The 23,920-nt window shown below is 65.4% G+C and carries 24 protein-coding genes and 1 pseudogene; 7 read left to right on the forward strand and 18 right to left on the reverse strand.

From position 1 onward, the window contains the following. Positions 1 to 100 precede the first annotated feature (100 nt). From ACVOLI_RS11065 to ACVOLI_RS11085, 5 genes and pseudogenes are all read right to left on the reverse strand, one after another. Complete coding sequence (locus ACVOLI_RS11065; protein WP_481614472.1) at positions 101 to 511, reverse strand: DUF2752 domain-containing protein; 411 nt, start codon at positions 509 to 511, stop codon at positions 101 to 103. Between the two features lie 10 nt (positions 512 to 521). Next, positions 522 to 830: a CD225/dispanin family protein gene (locus ACVOLI_RS11070; protein WP_481512352.1), complete on the reverse strand. Its 309-nt coding sequence runs from the start codon at positions 828 to 830 to the stop codon at positions 522 to 524. Between the two features lie 27 nt (positions 831 to 857). Further along, positions 858 to 1,190 carry a hypothetical protein gene (locus tag ACVOLI_RS11075; RefSeq protein ID WP_481614454.1) on the reverse strand — a complete coding sequence of 111 codons (333 nt, stop codon included), beginning with the start codon at positions 1,188 to 1,190 and terminating at the stop codon, positions 858 to 860. Positions 1,191 to 1,286: 96 nt separating this feature from the next. Further along, the gene (locus ACVOLI_RS11080) at positions 1,287 to 3,176 is read right to left on the reverse strand and encodes an MFS transporter (RefSeq protein WP_481614455.1); all 1,890 of its coding nucleotides are present in this window, start codon (positions 3,174 to 3,176) and stop codon (positions 1,287 to 1,289) included. An 82-nt stretch (positions 3,177 to 3,258) separates the two neighbouring features. Beyond that, positions 3,259 to 4,129, reverse strand: a pseudogene (locus tag ACVOLI_RS11085) (LysR family transcriptional regulator). Between the two features lie 97 nt (positions 4,130 to 4,226). On the opposite strand from ACVOLI_RS11085, the gene ACVOLI_RS11090 reads away from it, so the two are divergent. Next, on the forward strand, positions 4,227 to 5,438 hold the full coding sequence (locus ACVOLI_RS11090; RefSeq protein WP_481614456.1) for an MFS transporter: 1,212 nt from the start codon (positions 4,227 to 4,229) through the stop codon (positions 5,436 to 5,438). A gap of 291 nt (positions 5,439 to 5,729) precedes the next feature. Here the strand turns inward: ACVOLI_RS11090 and yccS are convergent, their stop codons facing one another. Together yccS and ACVOLI_RS11100 are read right to left on the reverse strand one after the other, a co-directional pair. Further along, positions 5,730 to 7,898, reverse strand: coding sequence for a YccS family putative transporter (yccS, locus tag ACVOLI_RS11095; RefSeq protein ID WP_481614457.1), 2,169 nt, complete (start codon positions 7,896 to 7,898; stop codon positions 5,730 to 5,732). A 91-nt stretch (positions 7,899 to 7,989) separates the two neighbouring features. After that, entirely contained in the window at positions 7,990 to 8,907 is a 918-nt protein-coding gene (locus ACVOLI_RS11100) for a LysR family transcriptional regulator (RefSeq protein ID WP_481614458.1), read from the reverse strand. An 83-nt stretch (positions 8,908 to 8,990) separates the two neighbouring features. On the opposite strand from ACVOLI_RS11100, the gene ACVOLI_RS11105 reads away from it, so the two are divergent. Beyond that, entirely contained in the window at positions 8,991 to 9,986 is a 996-nt protein-coding gene (locus ACVOLI_RS11105) for an aldo/keto reductase (RefSeq protein WP_481614459.1), read from the forward strand. Positions 9,987 to 10,123: 137 nt separating this feature from the next. Here ACVOLI_RS11105 and purD read toward each other — a convergent pair whose 3' ends face one another. From purD to prmA, 7 genes are all read right to left on the reverse strand, one after another. Further along, a complete protein-coding gene (gene purD / locus ACVOLI_RS11110) occupies positions 10,124 to 11,410 on the reverse strand; it encodes a phosphoribosylamine--glycine ligase (protein WP_481614460.1) in 1,287 nt (428 codons plus the stop codon). A 21-nt stretch (positions 11,411 to 11,431) separates the two neighbouring features. Beyond that, complete coding sequence (locus tag ACVOLI_RS11115) at positions 11,432 to 11,842, reverse strand: hypothetical protein (protein WP_481614461.1); 411 nt, start codon at positions 11,840 to 11,842, stop codon at positions 11,432 to 11,434. Then, positions 11,842 to 12,669, reverse strand: coding sequence for a hypothetical protein (locus ACVOLI_RS11120; RefSeq protein ID WP_481614462.1), 828 nt, complete (start codon positions 12,667 to 12,669; stop codon positions 11,842 to 11,844). Before ACVOLI_RS11120 ends, ACVOLI_RS11115 begins: the two co-directional genes overlap by 1 nt. Positions 12,670 to 12,691: 22 nt before the next feature. Continuing rightward, positions 12,692 to 14,275, reverse strand: a complete 1,584-nt coding sequence (gene purH, locus ACVOLI_RS11125) for a bifunctional phosphoribosylaminoimidazolecarboxamide formyltransferase/IMP cyclohydrolase (RefSeq protein WP_481614463.1) — start codon at positions 14,273 to 14,275, stop codon at positions 12,692 to 12,694. 357 nt (positions 14,276 to 14,632) lie between these two features. Next, on the reverse strand, positions 14,633 to 14,905 hold the full coding sequence (gene fis / locus ACVOLI_RS11130; protein WP_057626401.1) for a DNA-binding transcriptional regulator Fis: 273 nt from the start codon (positions 14,903 to 14,905) through the stop codon (positions 14,633 to 14,635). Between the two features lie 99 nt (positions 14,906 to 15,004). Next, positions 15,005 to 15,922, reverse strand: coding sequence for a DUF3426 domain-containing protein (locus ACVOLI_RS11135; RefSeq protein WP_481614464.1), 918 nt, complete (start codon positions 15,920 to 15,922; stop codon positions 15,005 to 15,007). A gap of 29 nt (positions 15,923 to 15,951) precedes the next feature. Next, positions 15,952 to 16,866 carry a 50S ribosomal protein L11 methyltransferase gene (gene prmA, locus ACVOLI_RS11140; protein ID WP_481614465.1) on the reverse strand — a complete coding sequence of 305 codons (915 nt, stop codon included), beginning with the start codon at positions 16,864 to 16,866 and terminating at the stop codon, positions 15,952 to 15,954. 147 nt (positions 16,867 to 17,013) lie between these two features. On the opposite strand from prmA, the gene ACVOLI_RS11145 reads away from it, so the two are divergent. Continuing rightward, the gene (locus ACVOLI_RS11145) at positions 17,014 to 17,964 is read left to right on the forward strand and encodes a hypothetical protein (RefSeq protein ID WP_481614466.1); all 951 of its coding nucleotides are present in this window, start codon (positions 17,014 to 17,016) and stop codon (positions 17,962 to 17,964) included. Then, on the forward strand, positions 17,961 to 18,320 hold the full coding sequence (locus ACVOLI_RS11150; RefSeq protein WP_303748684.1) for a hypothetical protein: 360 nt from the start codon (positions 17,961 to 17,963) through the stop codon (positions 18,318 to 18,320). The genes ACVOLI_RS11145 and ACVOLI_RS11150 overlap by 4 nt, the downstream gene beginning before the upstream one ends. Before the next feature lie 217 nt (positions 18,321 to 18,537). On the opposite strand, the gene accC is transcribed toward ACVOLI_RS11150, so the two are convergent. The 4 genes from accC to aroQ are packed head-to-tail and all read right to left on the reverse strand — an operon-like array spanning position 18,538 to position 21,321. Beyond that, on the reverse strand, positions 18,538 to 19,905 hold the full coding sequence (gene accC / locus ACVOLI_RS11155) for an acetyl-CoA carboxylase biotin carboxylase subunit (protein ID WP_303748685.1): 1,368 nt from the start codon (positions 19,903 to 19,905) through the stop codon (positions 18,538 to 18,540). Between the two features lie 10 nt (positions 19,906 to 19,915). Next, positions 19,916 to 20,395: an acetyl-CoA carboxylase biotin carboxyl carrier protein gene (accB, locus tag ACVOLI_RS11160; RefSeq protein WP_481614467.1), complete on the reverse strand. Its 480-nt coding sequence runs from the start codon at positions 20,393 to 20,395 to the stop codon at positions 19,916 to 19,918. Between the two features lie 54 nt (positions 20,396 to 20,449). Then, a complete protein-coding gene (locus tag ACVOLI_RS11165; RefSeq protein WP_481614468.1) occupies positions 20,450 to 20,878 on the reverse strand; it encodes a lysozyme inhibitor LprI family protein in 429 nt (142 codons plus the stop codon). Next, complete coding sequence (aroQ, locus tag ACVOLI_RS11170) at positions 20,875 to 21,321, reverse strand: type II 3-dehydroquinate dehydratase (RefSeq protein WP_293707546.1); 447 nt, start codon at positions 21,319 to 21,321, stop codon at positions 20,875 to 20,877. The genes ACVOLI_RS11165 and aroQ overlap by 4 nt, the downstream gene beginning before the upstream one ends. 626 nt (positions 21,322 to 21,947) lie before the next feature. On the opposite strand from aroQ, the gene ACVOLI_RS11175 reads away from it, so the two are divergent. The 3 genes from ACVOLI_RS11175 to ACVOLI_RS11185 all read left to right on the forward strand — a co-directional run bounded on the left by ACVOLI_RS11175 (position 21,948) and on the right by ACVOLI_RS11185 (position 23,784). Beyond that, positions 21,948 to 22,577, forward strand: coding sequence for a TetR/AcrR family transcriptional regulator (locus tag ACVOLI_RS11175; RefSeq protein ID WP_481614469.1), 630 nt, complete (start codon positions 21,948 to 21,950; stop codon positions 22,575 to 22,577). 10 nt (positions 22,578 to 22,587) lie between these two features. Continuing rightward, complete coding sequence (locus tag ACVOLI_RS11180) at positions 22,588 to 23,265, forward strand: type 1 glutamine amidotransferase domain-containing protein (RefSeq protein WP_481614470.1); 678 nt, start codon at positions 22,588 to 22,590, stop codon at positions 23,263 to 23,265. Positions 23,266 to 23,373: 108 nt separating this feature from the next. Then, positions 23,374 to 23,784: an organic hydroperoxide resistance protein gene (locus ACVOLI_RS11185; protein WP_481614471.1), complete on the forward strand. Its 411-nt coding sequence runs from the start codon at positions 23,374 to 23,376 to the stop codon at positions 23,782 to 23,784. The last annotated feature ends 136 nt before the right edge of the window (positions 23,785 to 23,920 follow it).

Genomic DNA, 23,920 nt, shown 5'->3' on the forward strand with positions numbered 1-23,920 from the left:
GGTCGGCGGTAACTCCGGCTGTGCAGCCAGGTGCCCTGGCTGCGCTACACGACTGTGGTGTGCCGCTGCGTGTAGCAATACCCGCCGGCTGCCTGGGCTTTCAGGTTGGCGCGAGCAGGGTAAAGGGGAACCACGGCAGGTTGCGTGCGAGCCAATACGAAGGCAGCAGGAACAGCCAGAGCTTGGGCTCCATGACTACCCGCATCAGCGGACTCAACCAACGCGGCTGCCAGCCGGCCGACCACAGGGTCATCAGCGGAATCAACGCCAGCGTGATGAGGCCGAGCGGGTTCATCGAGAAGGCCCGGGCTACATCGCCGTGGGCCAATGCATGCAGTGCGCGGGTCAGGCCGCAGCCGATGCAATAGTGACCGGTGAAGGCGTAGAACATGCAGGGCGGGAACGGATTGCCTGCAGCATTCGGATCGAACTTCCATAACAACCACGCACCCGCCGGGACGGCGACAGCCATCCCGGCCAGTGCAAGCTTGTGGCTGGTTTTAAGCGTCAGCGCCAAGGTATTACTGGTATTGCTGCAGCATTTCCATGTAACCGGCACTGCCGACCATGGCGAAGTAGCCGATGTTGATCAGCAGGCCGAGGATGGCCATGCCGGTAGCAACCCAGCACCAGGTCTTGGCGTTGTTGGACGCACGACGGGCGCCTTCCAGGTCACCCTGGTTCAGCAGCGTGTTGACCTTGCTGGAGAACACGATCGCAACGATGCCTACCAGGCCCAGTGGGCAGCACAGGCAGGTAGCCAGAACGGTGGCGATGATCGACCACGCCAGGTGGTTGGGGATGCTGGTGTTGGTGTTGACGGCGTTCATCCATTTCTCCGATAGGACAACAGGGGGTTACTTTGACTTGCAGGAATTCGCCGCAGTCAGCGGCGAGATGATCATTGTGGCGATCCAGCACAGGGGCCACGTGATGAAACCAATGAAGACAAAGCACAGCAGGAAGTTGACGAAGGCAATTGCCCAATAGCCGAACATGATGATCAGCCCGGTGGCGACATTGCCGGCGTACAGGTGGCCAATGCCGAAAACCTGGAAAAACCCCGGCAGTACTTCCAGCAACGCTGCTATCCCGCCGGATTTCTGCGGGTGGTAGTAGTGGTGTACCTGCTGCGGCGCGGTTGGCGGCGCAGCTGGCACAGCTGGCAGTGATGGCGTGGTGTTGTCCATGATCCCCTTGCTCCTAGGCTGTGCTGCGGTCTCCGGCAGGCACATAGGGGGGTAGCCTAGCCACTTGTCCTATTTCTGGAAAGTGGTTTCCCCTACTCAGGCCTCATCACCACGCAACTTGCGGACCAGGATCTCGAGCTGCGGGGCATCGGTATGGGCGCCATCCACCGGCGGCCCGGCGACCACCTCGATATGCGCGCGGAAGCGCCGCGGCACCCGCATCTGCCCCAATCGGGAATCGCGCCGGCTCCACATGCTGGACCACATGCCCTTCAGCGCCATCGGTACCACCGGCACCGGGCGCCGGGCCAGGATCTTCTCCACCCCTGACTTGAAGGCGGCAATCTCGCCGTCCTTGGTCAAAGCGCCCTCGGGGAAGATGCAGACCAGCTCGCCTTCGGCCAGCGCTGCATCCACTTCATCGAAGGCGCGCTGCATCAGCGCGGCATCTTCCTTGGGGCTGGCGATCGGGATGGCCTTGGCGGTCTTGAAGATCCAGCGCATCACCGGCACGTTGAAGATCCGGTAATACATGACGAAACGTGCGGGGCGCGGAATCACCGCCGACAGGATCAGCGCGTCCATGTAGCTGACGTGGTTGCAGACGATCAGCGCGGCACCTTCGTCGGGCACATTGTCCTCAACGCCCTTGACCCGCAGCCGGTACAGGGTGCGCACCATCAGCCAGCTGAGGAAGCGCATCAGGAACTCGGGGACGATGCTGAAAATGTAGACCGCGACCACGATATTGGCGATGGCCAGCGCCAGGAACAGCTGCGGGATGCTCCACTTGAGCAGGCTCTGGGTGATCAGGCCCAGCACCGCCGCCAGCACGATGAAGCCGGAATTCTGGATGTTGAGCGCGGCGAACACGCGCGACATCTCCGACTTCGGCGTGCGGCTCTGGATCAGTGCGAACAGCGGCACCACGAAGAAGCCGGTGAACAGGCCGATGCCGAGCAGGTCGATGATGATGCGCCAGCTGCCCGGCTGCTGGATGAAGCCAGCAACATCCAGGCCCGTCACCGTCACCGCGCCGGTACGCGCGAAGCACAGATCCAGCAGGAACGCGCTCATGCCGAAGGCGCCCAACGGCACCAGGCCGATTTCGACGATGCGCCCGGACAGCTTCTCGCACAGCAGCGAACCAACGCCGGTGCCCAGCGAGAACAGCGCCAGCGCGAAGATGTACAGCACCTCGTCGCCACCCAGGTTCACCACCGCGTAGGTCGGCAGCTGCGAGGTGAGCACGGTGCCGAAGAACCAGAACCAGGACACGCCCAGGATGGCGTTGCGTACCGCCTTCTGTTTCTTGGCCAGGCGCAGCACGACCAGCGATTCGCTGATCGGGTTCCAGTTGATCTTCAATTCCGGTGCACCCGCGTCCACGCGCGGGATCATGCGTGCGGTGAAGTTGCCGATCATCGCCAGCGCGATGATGGCCACGGCAGCGACGATAGGTCCGTGGGCGCCGGCCAGCGCGAAGATCATGCCGCCGGCAATCATGCCGGTGAGGATGGAGATGGAGGTGCCCATTTCCACCAGGCCGTTGCCGCCGGTCAGCTCCTCAGGCTTGAGGATGGATGGCAGTACCGAATATTTGACCGGGCCGAACAAGGTGGATTGCAGGCCGGTGCAGAACAGCGCAACCAGCAGCACCGGCATGTTCTGGGTAAGGAAGCCGACCGCCGCCAGCGACATCACCACGATCTCGATCGTCGTGGTGATGACGATGAGTTTCTGCTTCTCGAGCTTCTCGGCGATCTGCCCGGCAAGTGCCGAGAACAGGAAGTAGGGCAGGATGAACAGCGCCGGCGCCAGGTTGGTATACAGCGTGCGTTCTTCGCTGCTGACGCCCAGGTAGAACAGCAGGCCGATGATCGCCTGGCGATAGATGTTGTCGTTGAACGCACCCAGCGCCTGGACGATGAAGAACGGGAGGAAGCGGCGCTGCTTGAGCAGGGCGAACTGGTTGTGGCCGGACATCGTGACTCCTCGGTGCTGCGCGGCACATTAGCAGAACGGCATGATCGTTTTGGTCAAGCCAGGCATGCAGTGCAGATGTTTCTCAGGTGGCGTTTGCGGGTAACAGCCCGAGCAGTGCGCGGGCCGCCGGGGTTGGATCGGCGCGCCACACCGCGCAGGTGCGGAAGCGGAACAGATCTGCCAGTGGCCGCACGACGGTGCGCTGCATGCGTGCGGCCATGCTGTCGGGCACCACCGCCACCGCCAGGCCGGCGGCCACCAGCTGCTGCTGCAGCTCACTGTGGGTGACCTCGTATTGCAGCTGGGCATGGATGCCGCGTTCGCGCAGGGCGTCATCCAGCATGCGCCGCACCCCGGCACCGGGCACCAGGGCAGCCAAGGGCAGACCTTGCAGTGCCTGCAGCGGGATTGCCGCGAGACCGGCCAAGGGATGGTCGATGGGCATCACCAGCGACAGGCCTTCCTCATGCAACAGGCGGTGCTGTGGTGGCAGGGTGATCTGTGGCCCGACGCCGACCAGGGCCACGTCCAGGTTGCCCTGTTCCAGTTCGGCCAGCAGCACATCGCTCATGCCTGCCTTCAGGTGGACCTCGACGGCCGGGTGCGCTGCCCGGAATGCCGCCAGCAGGGCGGGCACATCGACCACGTTGAGCGAGGTGATCTGGCCGATGTTGATGCGGCCGCGCACCGTGCCCAGGGTCAGTGCCATTTCCTCCTGCAGGCGGGCGGCCGCCTGCAGGGTCAGCCGGGCGTTGTGCAGGAACACCTCGCCGGCAGCGGTGGGCCGTACCCGCCGGTGGCTGCGCTCGAACAGGCGGGTGCCGAAGGCATCCTCCAGCCGCGCGATCTGGTGGCTCAGCGCCGACTGCACGGTGTGGCAGCGGGTGGCCGCAGCGGTGAAGCCGCCTTCCTCGGCGACGGCGACGGCGAGGAAGGCGGCGCAGGGTGAACATGCCATCACTGAAACAGATGGATTGGATGAAAACAATACATTGGCGTCATTGATGACGGCGGCCCAGACTTGCCGCAGTTCCCGCCGTGGCCTCCCCCATGAATACCCCCGTCTCCCACTCGCCCCATCGCCCCTTGAGCCAGGCCCAGGTCCTGCTGCTGGCCGCAGCCACCGGCCTGATCGTGGCCGGCAACTACTACGCACAGCCCCTGCTGCAGATCCTGGCCGAGGCCTTCCGGATCGGTGCCGACGAGGCGGGCTGGGTGGTGACGGTGGCGCAGCTGGCCTATGCCGCCGGCCTGCTGCTGATCGTGCCGCTGGGTGACCGGCTTGAGCGCCGCCGCCTGATCGTCGCCCTGTTCGTACTGGCAGCGGTAGGCCTGGCGATCAGCGCTACCGCCACCCACTTCATGCAGCTGCTGGCAGGCACGGCCTTGTCCGGCCTCAGTGCGGTGGCGGCGCAGGTGATCGTGGCGCATGCGGCAGGCCTGGCCGAGCCGGAGCATCGCGGGCGGGTGGTCGGCACCATCATGGCCGGCCTGCTGCTCGGCATCCTGTTGGCGCGCACTGCTTCCGGCGTGCTGGCCGGGTTGGGTTCCTGGCACAGCATCTACTGGGTGGCCTGCGTTGCCCTGCTGGTACTGGCGGTGGTGCTGGCGCGCCTGCTGCCGGCGCATCAGCCCAGTGCCAGCCTGTCCTATCCGCGTCTGATCGGTTCGGTGCTGGCCTTGCTGCGTGATGAGCCCTTGCTGCGCCAGCGCTCCGTGCTGGGGGGCCTGCTGTTTGCTGGCTTCAGCGTGTTCTGGACGCCGCTGGCCTTCCTGTTGTCAGGCCCGGCGTACGGTTACTCGATTGCCACCATCGGCTTGTTTGGCTTGATTGGTGCGGCCGGTGCATTGGCCGCCAGCAGCGCCGGCAAACTCAGTGACCGTGGGCATGGTCGCGCGGTGGCGGTAGGTGGCCTGCTGATGATGCTGTTGTCGTGGCTCCTGCTGGCCTTCGCGCCGGTGTCGCTGTCGGCGCTGATCGTGGGCGTGCTGTTGCTGGATATCGCCGTGCAGGCGGTGCATATCAACAACCAGAGCGTTATCTACCAGCTGGATGAGAGCGCCCGCAGCCGCATCACCTCGGCTTACATGACCTGCTATTTCATCGGCGGCGCCAGTGGCTCGGTACTGAGCACGATGGCTTGGACGCGCTATGGCTGGACCGGCGTCTGCGCGCTGGGCGGCGTGTTCGCGGTGATCGGCCTGCTGGTGTACTTCATGCCAGCCCGCAAGCAAGCCGCAAAGAATGTGGGAGCGGCGTAAGCCGCGAAGCAAATTGCGGCACCTTCGCAGAAGGGCGTGCATGCTAGGCTTTTGTAGGAGCGGCGTAAGCCGCGAAGCTGGCGATGGTGACGTTAATGGATCGCCTGCGATCTGAGCGGCTGGGTTTTATGCTTTGTGGCAAAGGCAAAGGCAAAGGCAAAGCGCAAAAGCAACGGCACCCCTCCCCAACCCTCCCCTGCGCTCCGCGCAAGGGAGGGGGTAGAAGCAACGCCAACTGCCAACTGCCAACCGCCACAGCCACAGCCACAGCCACAGCCACAGCCACAGCCACTACGCCGGCAACATCGCTTCTTCCGCCGCCGCCCTCAGCTTCGGCAACAGCCTCAGCATCAAGGCCAGCTGGGTGCGCACCAGCCGCGACTTCTCATCGATCTCATCCGGCATCTGCTCCAGCGCATCTGCCAGTGCGACCTCGTCTTCCTGCGGTTCCGCCGGCTGGCGCCTGCCCAAGGCTGCAGCCAATGCTGCCAGCGACTGCTGCAGCTGCTGGTGCCCGCCCGCAACCAACACATCTTCATTGACCGCATCCGCCTGCGCGCGATGTGCACCCAGCGCCGACAGATAGCCCAGCAAGGTGTTGGACAGGGCGAGAAAGCGGAAACCCGCATCCAGATTGCCTCGCGCATAACCCGGCTCGCGCAGCATGTTGGCCAAGGCCACCGACAGTGCGACGTCGGCGTTGTGCATGTCGCGGCGGGCGATGCGGTAGGGCAGGTCGTCGCGCATGCCACTGCGGTACTGGCCCAGCACTTCGTCCAGATAGGCGGTGCTGGTGGCGATCACCTGCGCCATCACCTTGTGCAGGCGTCGGCCTTCCCAGTCGGGCAGGATCAGCAGCGAGGCGATGGCGGCGATGACGCAGCCGATCAAGGTGTCGAGGAAGCGCGGCCAGATCAGCACGAAGCCGTTGCCGATCAGGTTGAAGCACAGCAAGGCCATCACCGTGATCGCGGCGGTCGCCAACAGATATCTATCGGTGCGGGTGATGAAGAACAGCAAGGCTGCTGCCAGCGCCAGCAACAGTTGCAGGCCGGTGCCGGGGAACAACTGCATCAGCGCCCAGGTTGCACCCAGGCCGAGCAGAGTGCCGGCGATACGCTGCACCAGTCGCAGGCGGGTGGCGCCGAAGTTCGGCCGGCACACGAAGACGACGGTCAGCAGGATCCAGTAGCCGTTCTCCGGGTGCACCACCCTCAGCAACGCGTAACCGGCGATCAGCGCCAGTGCGATGCGCACGCCATGGCGGAACAGCAGCGAGCCCGGCGTCAGCGCCTGGCGCAGGCGGGTGCCCATCTCGCGCAGGGTGTGCGGCGAGGAATCACGCAGGCGGGTATCGATGCCTTCCAGCGGGGTATCAGCCAATGCGGCTTCGGACAGCTGCCGCTCGATGCTGGTCAGGTTGGCCGCCAGCAGCTGCAGCGAGCCAAGCAGGCGCGTCCACTGCGGATTGCGTTGCTCGCGCAGGTACTGCAACGAGGACTGCAGGTCCTGGCCAGCGACGCGGGTGCGTTCGCCATAGTCGAACGGCTGGCGCAGGCGGATGGCCTCTCCCAGCGTCTGGCAGGCCTTGCCCTGCAGCGACAGCAGGCGCCGGCAGCGGTACAGCACGTCGCTGTGGAAGAAGGCATCGGCCAAGGCTTCATACGGGTAGTGCGAGGAACTGGCGCGTTCGTGGAAGTCCTGCGCCATGTAGTACAGGCGGAAGTACAGGCCTGACTGCACGCCGGGCCGGCCAGAGCGGCCGAAGCGGCTGAGGATGGCGGTCTTGGCGATGTTCAGCGCCTGTACCACGCGCACATTCTGCTCGGCCAAGGCCAACCGCCGTGCTTCCAGATTGCCTTGTCGCACCGGTTCGAACAGGTCGGCCTTGAGCTGCAGGTAGTGGCCAAGTTCGAAGAACAGCCGTGCCAGCCGTTCGCGCACCGGGCGGTTGGCGAACATCGCCGTCCACAGGATCGACAGCAGCCCATACCAGCTGGCGCCGACCAGCAGTGGGATCACCTCGCGCAGTGCCTGCTGCTGGCTGACGTTGTGGTGCTGGTCCATCGCGATCATCGCGTAGATCGCCAGCGTCACCGTGGCCTGGCCGATGGAGGCATAACGCTCGCCCAGCGCACCGAGCAGGGTCAGGCCGAAGGCGGTCAACGCCAACGCGCTGATGAAGGGGACGGGGTAGGGGAACAGCGCGATGACCGCAGCCGCGGCAGCGACGAAACACAGCAGCGACAACAGCACGGATTTTGTGCGGCCCCACCAGTTGTCGTCGGTCTCGGCGATGGCGCTGGCGATGATGCCCAGGAACAAGCCGGGGATGGCTTCAAGGTGGCCGTCGTACCAGCCATAGGCGATGGCGGCAGTGAGCGCGATGAACACGCGCAACCCGTAGCTGGCTTTTTCGTGGGCCCAGAGTTGGCCGAGGTGACGGTCGAGGCGGCGCATGCCGGAAGCGTGGACTCGCGGGGATCAGGCTGCCAGCTTGCGTTGCCGTGGCGATGCAGGCAAGCGTGATCCGTCTGCAAGTGTGCGGCGATCAGCCTGCGGCATTGGCCGCACGCATGAAATCGAGGAACACGCGCAGCTTGGGTGCCAACTGCTCGCGCGAGGGGTAATACAGATGGAAGCCCGGGTAGGGCGGCTGCCAGTCATCGAGCAGTCCTTGCACGCGACCCGCGTCGATGTCGGCGCGGGCGATGGCTTCGAATATCTGCAGCAGGCCAAGTCCGTCGCGCGCTGCCTGCAAGGCCAGGGTGCTGTCGTTGAGCAGCAGTGGTCCGCTGACATCGAGGGTGAAGTCGCGGTGATCACGGCTGAACTCCCAAGGCATCACCCGGCCATTGCTGTTGCGGTGACGGATGCAGGCATGGCCGATCAACGCTTCAGGCGTTTGCGGCGTGCCGTGCCGCTGCAGGTATTCCGGCGCGGCGACCACCGTCCAGCGCATTGGCGGCCCCAGCGGCACCGCGATCATGCCATCGGCCAGCGCCTCGCCCAGGCGGATGCCGGCATCGAAGCCTTCACCGACCACATCGACCAATGCCGCCTGCATGGACAGTTCCACTTCCACCTGCGGGTAGGCGGCGTGGAAAGCGGGCAGGTGTGGCAGCAGCAGATATTCGATGGCGAAGCGTGGCGCGGTGATGCGCAGCTGGCCGGTGGCGACATCGCGGTTGGCCTCCACCGCATGCAGCGCCTCGCCGATCCGGGCCAGCGCCGGGGCGGTGTCCAGCAGCAGGCGCTGGCCGGCCTCGGTCAGGCCAACCCGGCGCGTGGTCCGCTGCAGCAGACGGGTGCCGAGCCGGCGTTCCAGGTTGCGGATGGTCTGCGACAAGGCCGACGGCGAAACCGCCAGTTCGATGGCTCCCTGGCGGAAGCTGGCATGCCTGGCCACGCAGGCGAAGGCCGCCAAGGCCGGCAACAGGGCTGGATCTACTGTGAAGTCAGGCTTCATGGTCAATGCAGAGTATCCGCCTTTATCGACATAGTGGCGAGGGCCTACAGTTGCCTCCGTCCTTTCCCCCGTTGGAGTCGCCGATGAAAACCCGAGTTCTGGGCCGCAATGGTCCTGTTGTTTCCGCACTTGGCCTGGGCTGCATGGGCATGAGTGCGTTCTACGGCGGCCGTGGTGATGATGCCGCCTCGATTGCGGTCATCCACCGCGCGCTGGAGCGTGGCGTGACGCTGCTGGATACCGCCGACATGTACGGCCCGCATACCAATGAAGTGCTGGTCGGCAAGGCGATTGCCGACCGTCGTGAGCAGGTATTCCTGGCCACCAAGTTTGGCGTGCGGCTGGACGCCAATGACCCGCAGGCGCGCGGCGTCGATGGTCGTCCGGAATATGTGCGGGCGGCCTGCGAGGCCAGCCTGCAGCGGCTTGGCGTGGATCACATCGACCTGTACTACCAGCACCGTGTTGATCCGCAGGTGCCGATCGAGGACACCGTGGGTGCGATGGCGCGGCTGGTCGAGCAGGGCAAGGTGCGCTACCTGGGCTTGTCCGAGGCAGCACCGGAGACGATCCGCCGCGCGCATGCAGTGCATCCGATCACCGCGCTGCAGACCGAGTATTCGCTGTGGTCACGCGAGCCGGAGCAGAACGATGTGCTGGCGACGGTGCGTGAGCTTGGTATTGGCTTCGTGCCGTACTCGCCATTGGGCCGTGGCTTCCTGACGGGTGCGATCCGCAGCCCGGCCGATTTCGAGGACGGTGATTACCGGCGCAATTCACCGCGCTTCCAGGGCGAGAACTTCGATCGGAACCTGGCCTTGGTGAAGCAGGTCAATGCGATTGCTGCTGACAAGGGCGTGAGCCCGGGGCAGTTGGCGTTGGCCTGGGTGCTGGCGCAGGGTGACGACCTGGTGCCGATTCCCGGGACCAAGCGTTTGCCGTATCTGGAGGAAAACCTGGGTGCGTTGGATGTGGTTCTGAGTGCCGATGACCTGGCGCGGATTGACGCGGTGTTCCCGGTGGATGCGGCGGCAGGGCTGCGTTACCCGGCGGCGAGCATCGGCAGCGTGCATCGGTAACACCGGGCAGGCTTCAGCTGTAGAGCCGAGCCATGGGGGGGGGGGGGCGTGGGCGGGGGGCCCCCGGCCCCCCACGGGGGGGGCGGCCCCGCCCCCCCACCCCCCCCCGGCGGGGGGGGGGCGCGCAACTACTGGGCTTACTGCTGCGCGCGCGCGAGCGCGCGCCAGCCGATGTCGTTGCGGTGGAACTCGTTGGCCCAACGGATTTTTGCAACGCCTGCATACGCATGCTTCTGCGCATCACCAACGCTGTCACCCAAGGCGGCAACGCACAGCACACGGCCACCTGCGCTGACGACATTGCCGTCAGCATCCAGCGCGGTACCGGCATGGAACACCTTGGCACTGGCCGGCACATCACCCAAACCGCTGATCACATCACCGGTGATCGGCGTTTCCGGATACGGCTTGGCAGCCAGCACAACACCGAGTGACGGGCGCGGGTCCCACTGCGCTTCCACGCCAGCCAGCGCGCCATCAATCGCCGCTTCGACCAGATCAACCAGGTCCGACTGCAGGCGCAACATCACCGGCTGGGTTTCCGGATCGCCGAAGCGCACGTTGAATTCAATCACCTTCGGCGCGCCGTCGGCATCGATCATCAAACCGGCATACAGGAAGCCGGTGAACGGCACGCCGTCGGCAATCATGCCGGCCACGGTCGGTTCAACGACTTCACGCATCACCCGTGCATGCACTTCCGGCGTAACCACCGGCGCCGGCGAGTAGGCGCCCATGCCGCCAGTGTTCGGGCCGGTATCGCCATCGCCAACGCGCTTGTGGTCCTGGCTGGTGGCCATCGGCAGCGCGATGCGGCCATCGACCATCGAGATGAAGCTTGCTTCTTCGCCTTCGAGGAACTCCTCGATCACCACGCGTGCGCCGGCATCGCCGAAGGCATTGCCGCTGAGCATGTCGCGCACGGCGGCTTCGGCTTCTTCCATTGTCATCGCCACGATCACGCCCTTGCCGGCGGCCAGGCCATCGGCCTTGATCACGATGGGTGCGCCCTTTTCATGCAGGTAGGCCAGCGCGGAATCCACTTCGGTATGCACGGCGTAGTACGCGGTGGGAATGCCGTGACGTGCAAGGAAATCCTTGGCAAAGGCCTTGCTGCCTTCCAGCTGCGCGGCAGCGGCGGTCGGGCCGAAGATGCGCAGGCCTGCCTCGCGGAAACGATCAACCACGCCCAGCACCAGCGGTACTTCCGGGCCGACCACGGTCAGGCCCACGGCCTCGTCCTGCGCCAGCTTCAGCAGGCCATCGATGTCGGTGACCTTGATCGCGACATTGCGGCACTTGCCTTCGGTGGCGCTGCCTGCATTGCCGGGGGCGACGATCACTTCGCTTACGCGCGGCGACTGCGCCAGTTTCCAGGCAAGTGCGTGTTCGCGGCCGCCAGAGCCGATGACGAGGATTTTCATGGGGTCAGTTCCTGTGGGGCATCAATGGGGAAGGCAATGGGAGGCTTTCAGCGTGACTTCGAAGAACGTCGCGCCACTGGCATCCACGAAGCGCCGGCGCACGCCACCGCCGGCGGCGTAGACCGGCTGCAGCGCCGGTTCCCTGCACAGCTCGGTGATGGCTTCATCCTCGTCACGGCGCAGTGCTTCGAACACGTCAGGCTTGGCCTTGGCCATTGCCACGCTGGCGCCGGGAAAACTCACCACGAACACGATGTCGTTGCCATGGCGATGCGCCGAGGCGGTCACCAGTCCATCGCGGTAAGGCGCCGGCAATTGCTTGCCGAGCGTGGCGAGCGCGGTGTGCTGGGCATCGCTCAGCGTGCTTTTGCCGCAGCCGGCGAGCAGGACGGCACACAGGCCGGCGGTGACTGCGAGAAGGGCATTACGCATCAGTTGCAAGCCTCGAGCTGCATGGTGGAAGGGATCAGGTAGCGTGATTGCGTGGTGTCGTAGGCGATGCTGTGGCTCTTGTTCACCGCACCGGCACAGCCCCGACCTTTCTCCTGCACGCGCAGCGGCCAGTAAGCGAGCTGCGGCTGGCTGTTGTCGGGTGCCGCATCGAAGTTCAGGTCCAGGCGGCCGTGCGAGCAGTTGCCCGACGCGTTGCAGTCGATGGCGTTGCGATCATCCAGATGGCTGCGCAGCCAGCCGGCGCTGGACAAGGTCTTGTCGCCGTCGAAGACGTACCAGGCGCGGTTGCGCATTGCTGCGCCAACCACCACCAGCTCGTCGTCGACCTGGAAGGCCCAGGCATCTGCGCCGATCTGCAGCGTGCTGACCTTGCCCGGCTTGCCGCCCGTGCCGCTGCCCTGGCCGAGCAGTTCTGTAGCGACGCTGACGCCGTCGTCGGCGGCGCGCTGCAGGACGAGGAAATCGGTGTTGCCCAGCTCAATCGGGCTGGCGTCGTCGTAGCTGGTGCAGATTGCCAGCATGCGGTAGTTGCCGTTCTGCACCTTGATGCTCTGGTCGGCGCAGATATCGCGATGCACCGGACGTGCCTGACCCAGATCGGCATCACTCAGTTGCTGCGTCCATTGCCCCTGCAACTGCACGGTGCTGCCATAGCGTTCCTGCAGTACGGCCATCACCCCGGCCTCGTAGCTGAGCTTCGGCTTCGCTGCAGCAGCGTCGTTCTGTGCGGGCGTACCCTGCTGGCACGAAGCCAGCAGGGCGACGGCAAGCAGGGAAATCAAACGCGGGAAAACCCTGGTCGCCATGTGCCAGCTCTCTGTGACGGAATCAGTGACGGAAGTGGCGCACGCCGGTGAACACCATGGCGATGCCATGTTCGTCGGCAGCGGCGATCACTTCGTTGTCACGCATCGAGCCGCCCGGCTGGATCACCGCGGTGATGCCGGCTTCGGCAGCGGCATCCAGGCCATCACGGAACGGGAAGAACGCATCCGATGCCATCACCGAGCCCGGTACCACCAGGCCTGCATCCGCCGCCTTGATGCCGGCGATGCGGGCCGAGTAGACGCGGCTCATCTGGCCAGCACCAACACCGATGGTGCGCTCGTCCTTGGCATAGACAATCGCGTTGGACTTGACGTACTTGGCCACGCGCCAGGCGAACAGCAGGTCGCGCGTTTCAGCCGCGGTCGGCGCGCGCTGGGTGACGGTCTTCAGTTCGTCGGCGCTCATGCCGCGGTTGTCGGCGCTCTGGATCAGCAGGCCCGAACCGATGCGCTTGGTGTCGTAGTTGTTGCGTGCGTCACCGGCTGGGATGCGCAGCACGCGCACGTTGGCTTTCTTGGTGGCGTAGTCCAGCGCGGCCGGCTCGTAGTCCGGCGCGATCAGCACTTCGACGAACTGGCGGTCGAGGATGGTCTTGGCGGTGGCTGCGTCCAGCGTGCGGTTGAAGGCGAGGATGCCGCCGAAGGCGCTGGTCGGGTCGGTGTTGTAGGCCATCTCGTAGGCGGCGCCGACATCGGCAGCCACCGCCACGCCACACGGATTGGCGTGCTTGACGATGACGCAGGCCGGCACCTCGAACTGACGCACGCATTCCCATGCGGCATCGGCATCGGCCAGGTTGTTGTAGCTCAGTTCCTTGCCCTGCAGCTGCACGAAGGTGGCCAAGGTGCCCGGCACCGGATACAGGTCGCGGTAGAACACACCGCTCTGGTGCGGGTTCTCGCCGTAACGCAGGTCCATGACCTTGATGAAGGAGGAATTCATCTGCGCCGGGTACTCATTGCGCACCGGCACAGCAGCGCTGGTGTCGGTCACGGCCGACAGGTAGTTGCTGATCGCCGCGTCGTACTGGGCCACGCGGTTGAATGCGGCAACCGACAGTTCGAAGCGCTTGGCGGCGGACAGCTTGCCGTCGTTGCTGGCCAGTTCGGCCAACAGCGCGTCGTACTGGTCCGGGCTGGTCGCCACGGCGACGCGGGCGAAGTTCTTGGCCGCGCTGCGCAGCATCGCCGGGCCGCCGATGTCGATGTTCTCCACTGCGTCGGCGAGCGTGCAGTCGGCCTTGGCGGTGACCGATTCGAACGGGTACAGGTTCAGTACCAGCAGATCGATCGCGGCGATGCCGTGTTCTGCCATCACCGCGTCATCGGTGCCGGCGCGGCCGAGCAGGCCGCCGTGCACCATCGGATGCAGGGTCTTGACCCGGCCGTCCATCATTTCCGGGAAGCCGGTGACATCGGACACGTCCTTGACCGGCAGGCCGGCCTCGCGGATCGCCTTGGCGGTGCCGCCGGTGGACAGCAGCTCGACGTTGCGGGCAGCCAGGGCACGGGCCAGATCGATCAGGCCGGTCTTGTCGGAAACGGACAGCAGAGCCCGGCGTACGGGCAGCAGATCAGAAGACATGGGGAGGCAGGGGGAAGCGGAAGCGGGCCCATATTGTAGCCGCGCGGTCACACAGAAGCAGGGTGTAGTGCCGAGCCATGCTCGGCAGGGGCCTTCCCAGCAATGCAACTGTAGTGCCGAGCCATGCTCGGCAAATGCTTTCCCAGCAATGCAACTGTAGTGCCGAGCCATGCTCGGCAAATGCTTTCCCAGCAATGCACATGTAGTGCCGAGCCATGCTCGGCAGGGGCTTTCCCAGCAATGCACATGTAGTGCCGAGCCATGCTCGGCAAGGGGCCTTTCCGGCAATGCACGACGGCGGAGATTACCGGTAACGCTTCTGCCGGGCATGGCTCGGCACTACAGGCAGCCCAGGGCTTACGCCAGCCCGTATTCCTTCAGCTTCTTGCGCAGGGTGGCGCGGTGGATGCCCAGCAACGCCGCGGCGCGGCTCTGGTTGCCTTCGCAGTGGTTCAGCACTTCCACGAACAACGGGATTTCCATCTCGCGCAGCACGATCTCGTACACATCGTCGGCGTCGCAGCCGTCCAGATCGCGCAGGTAGCGCCGTACGGACTGGGCAACGTGTTCGCGAAGCGGCGGCTTCGGAGCGCCACGACTGGTGTCAGGACGGGTGGGGGCAGCGTTCAAGGAGAGTTCCCGGGTTCAGCAAGGTCGGGCGCGTTGGCCCGGCATGGGGGAGGGAGTCTAGCGCGTGGGCCGTCGGCCTGCCACGCCATTGTCCCGCGTTTACTGAAATTCGAAGCTGAAGGCGACCGTGGCAGCGGCCGGTTCGCGCAGCCGGAATGACACCTGCGCACTCTGCCCAGGCTCCAATCGCGCCAGCGGATCAGCGCCTGGGCCCAGGTATTCGGCCGGTTGCAGGGTACGCCGGCCGATCACCCGGCCATCGGCATCGGACAGCGACAGGCGCAGTGCAGGCCAGGCCTGTGCCCAGCGCGCATCATTGCGGAAGCTGGTCTGCACCTGCAGGGCGCCGGCCTGCCCGGGCACCGGGCGGATATCGCGGCTGAGCATGCTGAACGCGCTGGGCTCATGCCACGGCGGCAGCGAGCAGCGCAGCACGCTGCACAGGCCGCTGACCAAGGGCCGGGTGCCTGCATCGGCGGCGAGTGTGGCGCGGTCGGCAAGAATGATCTGCAGGCCGAGCAGCAGGGCCAGTCCCAGCACCAGTCCCCATTGCCAACGTGGCGTGTCGGCCGGCGGTGCTGCATGCGCGCGGCTTGCGCGCGCGAAGCTGGGCGCAAGGACAGTAGGCGATGCGCTGTCTTCCGCTGGTTCCGTGTCCTCGCTGCCAGCGTTGCCGCTGATGACGGCCGCTTGCGGCAGGACCAGCTCGGGTTGCGCCGCTTCCAGCTGCGGTTCTGCAGTGCGCTCGGCTGCGGCGTGCTTGGCCCCAGCTGGTTCAACTACAGCACGCTCTACCTCGACATGCTCGACTTCGGCCTGTGTGACTTCAGCCTGCTCGACGTCAAGCTGCGCCCGTTCGGCCTGATCCGCCGGCAAAGGCAGATCAAGCGCCAGCGTCGCCTGGGTGTCATCGCTCGTGGTCGCCGCAGGCGCGTCAGGCTTCGGCGTACTCGGCTTGGCCGGACCTTGCAGGAAGGTGGCCAGGGAAGGCTGGGCAGGCGTGGTTTCGTCAGTCATGGCTGGGCTGGCTGAGGCACTGGCCCCATTCAAGCACGGCGCACGCCGGTGATGCGCATCCAGTCGCCATCCTGGGTGGCTTCAAGCTGGTCGAACCACGCGGCATAGCGCTCCAGCAGTTCGCCTTCCTGGCCGTGGAGGATGCCGGACAGGGCAATCTGCCCACCCGCAGCGACACGCGCGGCCAGCAGCTCGGCCAGTGCGTCCAGCGCCGAGGCCAGGATGTTGGCGACCACGATCGGGTAAGTGGCGACCGGCTCGTCTTCCGGCAGGTAGGCGGCGATATGCACGCCGTTGCGCTCGCCGTTGTCATGGGTGGCGATCAGCGCCTGCGGGTCGTTGTCCACACCTACTGCGGCGGCTGCACCCAGCTTCAGCGCGGCCAGCGCGAGGATGCCCGAGCCGCAACCGAAATCGAGCACGGTGTTGCCGGCCAGCTTGCCCTCGGCCGAGAGCTGGTCCAGCCAGCGCAGGCACAGCGCGGTGGTCGGATGGGTGCCGGAGCCGAACGCCAGGCCCGGATCCAACCGCACGATGGCGGCATCGGCCGCCTGCGCGGCTTCCGGCAGTTCATGGTTCCACGGCACGATCCAGGTGCGCTGGCCGAACTGCATCGGCTGGAACTGATCCAGCCAGGCGCGTTCCCAGTCTTCGTCCTGGACGGCGCGGAAGCTGGCCTGGGTCCACTCCAGGCCCGGGTCGAGCGACTCCAGTGCGGCCAGCAGCGCCAGCGCGTTGGTGTCGGCCGGGAACAGGGCGGTCAGGGTCAGCTCGTTCCACAGCGGAGTCTCGCCTACCCCCGGCTCCAGGATCGCGCGCTCGTTGCTGGTGTCGGCATCGGCATCGAGCATGGTCACCGCCAGCGCGCCGACGTCGTCGAGGGCGTTCTCGTAGCGGGGCTGGGTAGCTTCGGTGCAGCGCAGGGTCAGTTCGAGGAAGGGCATGGCGGCGTACGGCAACGGCGGGACAGGGCACGCATCCTAGACGAGGCGGGCAGCAATTGCGCGTTCAGCTGGCTGGTTCAGCCGCCGCGGCAGCCGGTATTGATAGAATTTCGTACCCCTGACTGTGTAGCAGGCTGTCTCCCTCCCATGCTCGCTTTGCTTGCCAGAAAACCCTGGTATCTATTGGTGCTGCCTGCGGCGGTGCTGATGGTTGCCTTGGGTGTTCGCAGCGGCAATCTCCTGCATGGGGACTCGGCGGAAGTTGCTGCGGCCAATGGCGCCAGTCCGGCAGAACTCGGCGCACCAAGCGCGAGTGCCGCTACCTCGGTGCCTGAGCAATCAACTGCCGTGGCGCCGGGCTTGCCGCTGGACCTGCGCGCCGCCTTTGAGAACGGCACTGACCTGTTTGCCTATGCCCGGCAGCTGCAGGCCGCCGCCGACGCAGGCAATGCCGAGGCCGGCTGGATGGCCAGTCGCATCTACGACTATTGCGGCGTATTCGCGATGGATCCATCTGGCTACGCGCTGGACAGCGCCGCCTTGCAGCGCATGGACCTGGGCGCGATCTCGGCGATGCTGACCGCGCGCGGCAAGGTGCGCCAGGGCTGCGCCGGTTTCACTGCCGCCGATGGATTGGGCCGCGCGCGCCTGTTGCAGCAGCGCCTGGCTTCGGCCAAGGGTGGCAATCTGGCGGCCGAGGCAGCCCTGCTGTCGATGGGCGAGCCCTTGAGTGACACGCCCGAATACCGCCGCGGGCTGGTGGAGCGCGTGCAGTCCTCGCAGGACCCGGAAGCCTTCCTTGCGATCTCCGGCGCGATGGGTACCGCAGCGGCGGGTGACGATGCCTACCGGGGCATGGTTGCCGGCAGCCAGTTCAGCCAGTTGGCCTGGCAGGTCGCAGCGTGCCAGCTTGGCCTGGCATGCGGACCCGGCAGTGCATTGATGGTGGCGTATTGCGCCAATGGCGGGATCTGCTCGCGCGATCCCCAACAGGATTTTCAGTCTTTCGTTTACGACGCAGCGGTACCGCGCCAGGGTATGGAAAAAATGAACGAGATGGTCAACAGCTTGCGCGATGCGCGCCGAGGTGTGCGATGAATTACAAGCGCTTCCTGCATGGGGCAAAGTTCTGGGTCTGGGTCGTGTTGTTTGTGGCCTATTCGGCGGGCGCGGTCGGCGTGGTGCTGATCGATACCTATGAAGACCGCTACCGGGCGCTGTCCAAGATCAAGCTGACCACCGTCAAATCCGACGAAGACCTGCGCCGTGCCGGTGCCACCCAGGCGGCAGCGGTGTACCGTGCGCAGAGTGGCATGCCGTTCAACACCTTGCAGCCGGGCAGCAGCTTCCAGATCGTCTGGCCGGATGGTTCGGTGGAAACGGTGACGGTGGTTGATCCGTCCTCGCCGCTGGGCACCGAGCCGCTCAAGGGCAGTGCGGTGGGCGCCGAGTAAACCGGCGTTTCCAGCAGGCACAAAAAAGGCGGGGATTCCCGCCTTTTTTGTGCCTGTTTCTGCCCCCTCCCTTTGGCGTAGCCAAGGGGAGGGTTGGGGAGGGGTAAGCCTTTTGCGGGCTTCGCCGCTCCTGTTGCATTGCCTTGGGCCTTCATGCCGAGCATGGCTCGGCACTACAGGAAACGGCTGCCGGGCCTCGCCCGGCCGCCACCCGCAATCAGGTCAACGCGATCGAACGGGTCTTGCGCTCGGCCAGACGCTTTTCCAGGTAATGGATGTTCTGTCCACCGGCCTGGAAGCCCTGGTCGCGCATGATGCGCTGCTGCAACGCGACGTTGGTCTTGATGCCATCCACCACCATCTCGCTCAACGCCACCCGCATGCGGGCAATGGCGGTTTCGCGGTCCGGGCCGTGCACGATCAGCTTGCCGATCATCGAGTCGTAGTTCGGCGGCACCTTGTAGCCGGCGTAGATGTGCGTATCAACGCGCACACCCGGGCCACCCGGCGGATAGAAGCCGGTGATCAGGCCGGGGCTGGGAATGAAGGTTTCCGCGTCCTCGGCGTTGATGCGGCATTCGATCGCGTGGCCGTGCAGCACCACGTCGCTCTGCTTGATGCTCAGCTTCTGGCCAGAGGCGATGCGCAGCTGTTCGGCAACCAGATCGATACCGGTCACCATCTCGGTCACCGGATGTTCCACCTGCACGCGGGTGTTCATTTCGATGAAGTAGAACTTGCCGTCTTCGAACAGGAACTCGAAGGTGCCGGCGCCGCGGTAGCCAATGCGGATGCAGGCTTCCACGCAGACCTTGCCGATCTGCTCGCGCAGTTCGGCAGTGATGCCCGGTGCCGGTGCTTCTTCCACCACCTTCTGGTGACGACGCTGCATCGAGCAGTCGCGCTCACCCAGGTGGATGGCGTTGCCCTGGCCGTCGGCCAGCACCTGGATTTCCACGTGACGCGGGTTTTCCAGGTACTTCTCCATGTAGACCTCACCATTGCCGAATGCCGCCTTGGCTTCGGACTTGGTGGTTTCGATGGAGGCCTTCAACGCGCCTTCGGCATGCACAACGCGCATGCCGCGGCCGCCACCGCCACCGGAGGCCTTGATGATGACCGGATAACCGATCTCACGGGCGATCTTGGTGTTGGTGACGATGTCTTCGCCCAGCGGGCCGCCCGAACCGGGCACGCACGGCACGCCGGCAGCCTTCATCGCGCGGATGGCTTCCACCTTGTCGCCCATCAGGCGAATGGTTTCCGCACGCGGGCCGATGAAGATGAAACCGGACTGCTCAACGCGCTCGGCGAAGTCGGCGTTCTCGGAGAGGAAGCCGTAACCCGGGTGGATGGCCTGGGCGTCGGTGACCTCGGCCGCGGCGATCAGTGCCGGGATGTTGAGGTAGCTTTCCGACGACGGTGCCGGGCCAATACAGACCGATTCGTCGGCCATGGCCACGTGCTTGAGATTGCGGTCAACGGTGGAATGCACCGCGACCGTGCGGATGCCGAGGCTGTGGCACGCGCGCAGGATGCGCAGCGCGATTTCACCTCGGTTGGCGATGACGACTTTATCCAGCATGGCCGGCGCCTCAGGCAATCACGAACAGCGGCTGGTCGAATTCAACCGGGCTGCCGTTCTCGCCGAGGATGGCCACCACGGTGCCGGACACTTCGGCCTCGATCGGGTTGAACATCTTCATCGCTTCGATGATGGCCAGGGTCTCACCGGCCTTGACGGTCTGGCCAACGCTGACGAAGGCCGGCTTGTCCGGCGAGGACGACGAATAGAAGGTGCCGACCATAGGCGCGCGCTGCACGTGGCCTTCCGGCAGGGCATTGCCCGGCTTGGCGGTGCCGCCGGTGGAGGCTTCGGTCGGGCCGCTCATCGGCATGGCGGGCGCAGCGGCAGCTGCCGGAGCGGCGGCATAGACCGGTGCCGGCGCAGCGACGAAACCGCCGACCGGGTTGCGCGACAGGCGTACGGATTCTTCGCCTTCCTTGATCTCGATTTCAGCCAGGTTCGACTCTTCCAGCAGGTCGATGAGCTTCTTGATTTTGCGCAGATCCATGAGGGCCTCTTTGGTTGCAGTAAGTCAGTAAGGAGAAGGCGCGGTGCGCCCGGGTCAAAGTTCGTAGAAATCGCGCAGCTGCCGGTTTCGGTCCTGCGCGTGGGTGGTAAGACAGTGCATCTTCGCGCCATTGCGCGAGGTGCCATCGGCGTTGAAGGCGTAGACCGCGTCGCAGTCCTTGTCGCGCAGCTGGATCCAGGCGCGTTGTGCCTCAATCAATTGCTGCTCGGCAGCGCCGCAATGCGTGCAGCTGCCATCGGCGGCCTGCTGCTGTAGTTGGCGGCGGGCGAGCTTGTAAGTGGTGTTCAAGACCGTATCAGCGTCGGTGGCGCGATCGGAGGCGCACAGGTCGCTCTCCATCGTGCTGGTGACGTTCGCGCAGTCGATGCCTTCGGCGGCGCGATCCAGGTGCTGCGCATGCGCAGCCGCCAGCGGCAGGCACACCACGGCCATACCCGTCAGCAACCGCGGCAGCGTGTTCACGCAGCCGCTCCCACGCGCGCCAGTGCAGCGTCCATCGCATAGCGGTAGCTGTCGGCGCCGAAGCCACAGATCACGCCCACCGCCTTGTCGCTCAGATAGCTGTGCTGGCGGAACGGCTCGCGCGCATGCGGGTTGGACAGGTGGATCTCGATGAACGGAATCGCCACCCCGGCCAGCGCATCGCGCAGGGCCACCGAGGTATGGGTGAAGGCGGCGGGGTTGATCAGGATGAAAGCGGTTCCATCGGCACGCGCAGCCTGCACCCGGTCCACCAGCACATGCTCGGCGTTGGACTGCAGGTGTTCGCTCTGGTGCCCCTGCGCCTGTGCCTGTGCAGCGAGCGCAGCGTCGATCTGGGCCAAGGTGGTGTGGCCGTAGACGTCGGGCTCGCGGGTGCCCAGCAGGTTGAGGTTGGGGCCGTGAAGGACCAGCAGTTTTGCCATGTGCCAAGGGTCGGCGGGGAAGGGCGGCAGTGTGAGGGAAGCGGGGAATGCTGTCCAGTTCGGCGAAATTAGCAGTGTTTTAATCGTTTGTTTGAAATTTGGGGCTGTGCCGGGGCAGCCTGCGGTGCGGTGCTTCACGGCTATCTTGGTAAACCATGGTGACACCCGCAGCAGCCTGGCCAAGAGTAGTCCGCCTGCGCGATGCGCGGAACTTGCGGGGAAATGAGCGAAGTTGGGCTTTCCCCAAGACCCGCGACGACAAGAGCCCCTCTCCCGCCCGCGGGAGAGGGGTTGGGGTGAGGGCAGATCGAAGCAGCTATCTTTGAATTGCGATAAACCACCCGCACCTGGCTTCAAACAATGAAGCCAAAGCCAAAGCCAAAGCCAAAGCCAAAGCTCCCCTCATCCGCCCCTTCGGGGCACCTCGCTCCGCGCCCCGGCCCCGCGTAGCACGCGGGGCGTACGAACAGTCACGTGCCTACGCCCCGTAAATGCCTGTTCTTAACGCCGCCAGCGGGAGAAGGGCGGCAAGGACCCGTGCCGCATTTTTGCTCGGCGCCCAGCCACCGACTGCCAGTAATCGCCGGTTAATAGACGACCGGTCTATTCGGAGTAAGCTCCACCCCATGAACCTCTCCCCAAAAGCTCAGGCCACCCGCCAGCACATCCTGGACACCGGTTATCGGCTGGTCTTGCAGAAGGGCTTTGCTGCCCTCGGCCTGCAGGAAATCCTCAAGGCCTGCGCCGTGCCCAAGGGCTCGTTCTATCACTACTTCGCGTCAAAGGAAGTGTTCGGCTGCGAGCTGTTGCAACAGTACGTAGACGGCTACGGGTGCAAGCTCGAGCAGCTGCTGGCCGAACCCGGCAACGGTCGCGAACGGTTGATGCGCTATTGGGATGCCTGGGCGCGTGACCCGGCTGATCCGGCGCAGGGTTGGGCCGAGGAATGCCTGGTGGTGAAGCTGGCCGCCGAGGTGTCCGACCTTTCCGAGGACATGCGCCGCGTGCTCGACCAGGGCGTGCAGCGTTTGCTGCAACGCATCGCCGCACTGGTCGAAGAAGGCCGCGCCGACGGCTCGCTGCCGAACGGCAAGCCCGCACTGGATGTCGCCCGCGTGCTGTACCAGATGTGGTTGGGTGCGGCGCTGCTGTCCAAGCTCAGCCAAGACCGCCTGCCACTCCAACAGGCACGCGAAGCCACTGAACACCTGTTGTTGTGCGGCAACAACGTCGCACTTCCCACCTTCACCAATTGAAGGCACTGCCATGAATGTTCTGTTCGTACTGACCTCGCACGACCAGCTCGGCGACACCGGGCACAAGACCGGCTTCTGGCTGGAGGAATTCGCCGCCCCGTACTACGTGTTCAAGGATGCCGGCGCCACCATCACCCTCGCATCGCCGGCCGGCGGCCAACCGCCGCTGGACCCGCGCAGCGATGAGCCCGATGCACAGACTCCCGCCACCGACCGCTTCCGCAGCGACCGTGACGCCCAGCAGCAGCTGGCCACCACGCTGCCGCTGAAGCAGATCGACGCCAGCAAGTACGACGCGGTGTTCTACCCCGGCGGCCACGGCCCGCTGTGGGATCTGGCCCGCGATGCCGATTCCATCGCCCTGATCGAAACCTTCGACCGCGCCAACAAGCCGCTCGGCCTGGTCTGCCACGCCCCCGGCGCGCTGATCGCCGCGCGCGCCGCCGACGGCAAGCCGCTGGTTGCCGGCCGCAAGGTCACCGGTTTCTCCAACAGCGAAGAAGACGCCGTCGGCCTGAGCGCCGTGGTGCCGTTCCTGATCGAGGACGAGTTCACCCGCCTCGGCGGCGACTACAGTAAGGGGCCGGATTGGGCGCCTTACGTGCTCAGCGACGGCCACCTCGTCACCGGCCAGAACCCGGCCAGCTCCGAAGCCGTGGCCAAGGCGCTGCTCGCACAACTGGCCTGAGCCCGATGACCCCGTAGCCCGGGTAAGCGAAGCGCACCCGGGAAACAAGCGATCAACAACGCTCCCGCATTTGCATCCGACAGACGCACCTCTACCTAGGAATCGCCAATGAATATCTTCTACAAAACCCGCGCCACCGCCACCGGTGGCCGCGCCGGCCGCACCGCACTGGACGACGGCAGCCTCGCACTTGATCTGGCCCTGCCGGGTTCCAACAAGGCCGGCGCCAACCCCGAGCAGCTGTTCGCCCTCGGCTACGCCGCCTGCTTCGACAACGCCTTGCCGGTCGCTGTCAAGCAGCTGCAGTTGCAGCCCGCCGGCACCGCCACCTCGGTGGAAGTGGGCATCGGCCAGACGGCCGAAGGCGGCTACGCACTGGACATCGACCTGCACGTTGAAGTGAAGGGCCTGGAACAAGCCGACGCCCAGCGACTGGTCGAAGCCGCGCACAAGATCTGCCCGTACTCGAACGCCACGCGCGGCAATGTGGATGTTCGCCTGCACGTAACCGCCGCCTGATTCGAGATCAAAAGCCAAGTCAAAAACCGGGGTCAGAGTGGGGGTTTTGGGGGGCACCCCCCCCAGGGCCCCGGGGTTGGGCCCCCCAAAAATGGGGACGCCCTCCCCGGGCCCGCCGCCCCCCCACCCGGGGGAG

The organism is Stenotrophomonas sp. STEN029 (genome assembly GCF_056760015.1).